The sequence below is a fragment of the uncultured Veillonella sp. genome (genome assembly GCF_934190855.1).
Classification (GTDB): Bacteria; Bacillota; Negativicutes; order Veillonellales; family Veillonellaceae; genus Veillonella.
Genome location: NZ_CAKPTN010000194.1, coordinates 1 through 2,859, shown reverse-complemented (window position 1 = coordinate 2,859; position 2,859 = coordinate 1). Strand labels below are relative to the sequence as shown.

Annotated in this window: 4 protein-coding genes; all 4 read left to right on the top strand. The window is 36.0% G+C overall.

The window, feature by feature from the left end; all coding sequences use genetic code 11:
• Positions 1-504: hypothetical protein (locus tag Q0F90_RS08615; protein WP_296004782.1), on the top strand; the 504-nt coding region annotated here is incomplete at its 5' end.
• Positions 492-857 (top strand): hypothetical protein, encoded by a 366-nt coding sequence (locus Q0F90_RS08610; protein WP_296004781.1) that lies wholly within the window; start codon positions 492-494, stop codon positions 855-857. The genes Q0F90_RS08615 and Q0F90_RS08610, both read left to right, overlap by 13 nt.
• Before the next feature lie 484 nt (positions 858-1,341).
• A complete protein-coding gene (gene glyQ, locus Q0F90_RS08605; protein WP_021148183.1) occupies positions 1,342-2,217 on the top strand; it encodes a glycine--tRNA ligase subunit alpha in 876 nt (291 codons plus the stop codon).
• Between the two features lies 1 nt (position 2,218).
• On the top strand, positions 2,219-2,859 hold a 641-nt coding region (locus tag Q0F90_RS08600), incomplete at its 3' end, for a glycine--tRNA ligase subunit beta (RefSeq protein ID WP_296004778.1).

Below are 2,859 nucleotides of genomic sequence, written 5' to 3'. Positions count from 1 at the left end.
TATGTTATTTATCGAAATGCAGAAACTGACTCTATTAGTCGTAAGCAAAGTTTAGAACAAAAAAAAGAGTCAGTAATGGAGGTTATCAATAATCCAGACACTGGCATTGGTATAATGGCTGATACTGTGAGTTATATGACAGACTATAAAGGTCTTGAATACGGTGGAACTGCAGTTACTTTTGGCCAAGCTGTACCTAAGTTTTTGGATAATAACTCTCGATTTGAGAGTATTGAAGGTAAATATTTAGCAGGGGTTAGTGATTTTGGAAGTGAAGCGATAAAAGCAAGATTAAGCCTTAGTGCTGCAAATTTATTAGCTACTGCATATGCAGGTAAGCAAGTTATGAGTCCATATGCTAACAATTTAAGTATTGGTCAAGGAGTTTTCTTTGCTATTTCTGGTGGTTTGATAGTTAATCAGACAATTTCACCAACTATTAATATTACTAATGAAGAAATTAAAAATAAAATTAAAGATATTGAAAATGAATGGAAGAAATAAAAGATATGGAACTTTTATTAATTGGTTTACTACTATCTAACTATATGTTAATTAAAAATCAACGTAATAATCTCAAAAAATTTATCATTGTTTTTTTATTTAGTAATATATGGGGAGGATTAAATCTTTATTCCATGTTTGAGCATATTAATGGTATTGAAAAAATCAATATATTATGCACATTACTCCTTATTTTGGCTGGTGAATATATATTTTATTATCGTTATAAGAAAGGAACATTGGAAGGGATATCAAAAATATATTTTGATATAAATAATTCTTTGACTATTATTATAATTGTTTGCTTTAGTATAATTGGAATAGTTTTTTTATTCTGGGAAATATTTAAGTGAATATTATGGAAAAATTATTTTTTTATGTATTTGCATTATTTTCATTGACTTCCATTATATATGGAATGTCTTATGATTTTATGACTGGAGCTGAGATACATAATGACTTTTACTTAACTTCTTTTGTTTGTTTCTCAATATTTTTTATTGTATTGAAACTAGCTTTACGTGTATAAAAGAATAGTTTGACATTCATCCCTCTATATTGCTACAATATTGTGTATAATATATGCGATGAAGCAGAGTAGTAAACCTCTCTAGCGAGTGAGGATGGTGTAAGCTCACATTTGGTTGAAGGCGCTGTAGAGCATTGGCAGGAACGCAGGTATCTGTTAGTAAAGGCCAACATAGAAAAAAGAGGGCGCAAGCCAAATAGGGTGGAACCGCGGGTATACTCGTCCCTGTAACGTTTTTCGTTACAGGGACTTTTTTGTTTGTAACGAAATGGTTGATTTTATGTCGGTTGTGTAAAGTGGAGGCAGCAATGACATTTCAAGAGATTATTTTAAATCTACAAAAATTCTGGAGCGATCAAGGTTGTATCGTTCAAAATCCATATGACATCGAAAAGGGTGCAGGTACAATGAACCCTGCTACATTCTTACATGCTATTGGTCCTGAACCATGGGCTGTATGTTATGTAGAGCCTTCTCGTCGTCCAGCAGACGGTCGTTATGGTGATAACCCTAACCGTTTGTTCCAACATCATCAATTCCAAGTTATCGTAAAACCATCTCCAGATAACATCCAAGAATTGTACTTACAATCTTTGGCTGCATTGGGTATTCACGCTGAAGATCACGATATCCGCTTCGTAGAGGATAACTGGGAATCTCCAACATTGGGCGCTTGGGGCCTTGGTTGGGAAGTATGGCTCGACGGTATGGAAGTAACTCAGTTCACATATTTCCAACAAGTTGGTTCCATCGATTGTAAACCAGTTTCCGTAGAAATTACATACGGTTTAGAACGTTTGGCTATGTACATTCAAGGCGTAGAAAACGTATATGACCTTAAATGGAATGAAAATGTTACATACGGCGATGTTTGGCATGCTAACGAAGTTGAACAATCCGTTTACAACTTTGAATTAGCTGATACAGATATGCTTTTCAAATTGTTTGATATGTACGAAGCAGAAGCAAAACGCGTTTGTGCAGCCGGCTATGTATTACCAGCTTACGACTATGTATTGAAATGTTCCCACACATTCAACCTGCTTGATTCCCGTGGTGCTATTTCCATCAGCGAACGTACTGCTTTCATCGGCCGCGTACGTGCATTAGCTCGTATTTGTGCACAACAATACCTCGCTAAACGCGAAGAATTAGGTTTCCCACTTTTGAAAGGAGATAAATAAGATGGCAAAGGATTTATTATTTGAAATCGGTGCAGAAGAAATTCCTGCCGGCTTTATGCCAAATATCTTAGGTCAATTGAAACACTTGGCTGAAACAAAATTAAATGATGCCCATCTTCCTTTTGAAAGCATCGAAACATACGGCACACCACGTCGTTTGGCTCTTATCGTGAAAGGTCTTGCTGACACATCTGCTGAAATTAGTGAACGTCATAAAGGTCCTTCCGCATCTATCGCATACGATGCAGACGGTAATGCCACTAAAGCTGCTATTGGTTTTGCTCGCGGTAAAGGCCTTGATGTAGCTGATCTCGTTGTAGAAGATGGCTATATCTATGCTGAAACTAAAACTGCAGGCGTACCTGCAAAAGATATCGTCACAGATATGTTACCTCAATTGATTACAGGTCTTAACTTCCCTAAATCCATGCATTGGGGCAATTTAGATGCTAAATTTGTACGTCCTGTACGTTGGCTTGTAGCATTACTTGATGAAGAGGTAATCCCTGTAGAATTTGCTACTGTAAAATCTAGTAATGTAACACGTGGTCATCGCTTCTTAGGTGCTGATGAAATTATTATCAAAAATGCAGCATCCTATGTCGACACATTAAAAGAAAACTTTGTTATGGTTGATCAAGA

Bases quoted from the DNA above. Each gene is read 5' to 3' on its own strand.
- Q0F90_RS08610 (WP_296004781.1), top strand. From the start codon at position 492: ATGGAAGAAATAAAAGATATGGAACTTTTATTAATTGGTTTACTACTA.
- glyQ (WP_021148183.1), top strand. From the start codon at position 1,342: ATGACATTTCAAGAGATTATTTTAAATCTACAAAAATTCTGGAGCGAT.